2 pseudogenes are annotated in these 820 nt (G+C 44.0%); one reads left to right on the forward strand and one right to left on the reverse strand.

Annotation, left to right across the window (positions count from 1 at the left end):
* Positions 1–219, reverse strand: a pseudogene (locus R7Z49_RS24215) (RNA-binding protein); the annotation flags it as partial.
* A 238-nt stretch (positions 220–457) separates the two neighbouring features.
* Between R7Z49_RS24215 and R7Z49_RS24220 the strand changes: the two are divergent.
* Positions 458–820: pseudogene (locus R7Z49_RS24220) on the forward strand (hypothetical protein); the annotation flags it as partial.

An 820-nucleotide genomic window follows, 5' to 3' on the forward strand; every position in this document is an offset into this window, starting at 1 on the left:
ATGCCCGACCTCTGGCATCGGCTCCCCGTGCTCGCTGTACCACAGCTCCATACTGCACGATGCCGTTTTCTGCCCAATACGAACGAGTTCGGCGCACACATTCGCGTTGTATTCATCGGCACAATAGTAGTCAGCACTGACTGATGGAATAGCACTTTTCTGCTCTAGGGAGAGCTCATCAAGATACCGATTTAAGTAGTTTTTTGCTTTTGCATCCATGCACTTATCACACTTGAGAAAGAATTAAGGACGAGCATAACCAGTTGTAAAACAAAGAACAACTGACCAAAGAGTTTACCGTTCACAAACCCGTCTTTCTGCTTCCACTTTTGTCTTGAGCCATAAAAGTTGCGCAAAAGCGTGACAAGCATTTCTTTTGTAATAACTTTGCTAAACGTTTGTTCGATTTGCTATGGTTGCAGGGTCTATCTGTACTCTTCACGCAAAAGGACGTTTTATGCGCTTATTTATTGCCCTCTTCTTCTCCCTGATTCTTTCTCTCCCGACTTTGGCATCCGAAGAAAAATATTCTGAATCAGATCTATTAGATAGACCGTTAATGGAACGCTATATTTTAGATGAACTTAAATCCTTGCGTCAGGATTACCAAAGCCTTGAAAAACGAATGATCACCGAGATCACCGATCGTGAATTAACGGTGGCGGATAAATCGCTGAACTACGCAAATGTGACGGTAACGTACTTCTTCTACATCATCGCGGGCGTGGCATCATTGATCGCCTTTGTAGGTTGGCAGTCGCTGCGCGAGTTTAAGCACAACACAAAAGAAATGGCGGACAAGCGATTGGAAAAAATCGCT

It is taken from the genome of Vibrio sp. 1562 (assembly GCF_033340155.1).
In the GTDB taxonomy this organism is placed as follows: domain Bacteria; phylum Pseudomonadota; class Gammaproteobacteria; order Enterobacterales; family Vibrionaceae; genus Vibrio; species Vibrio alginolyticus.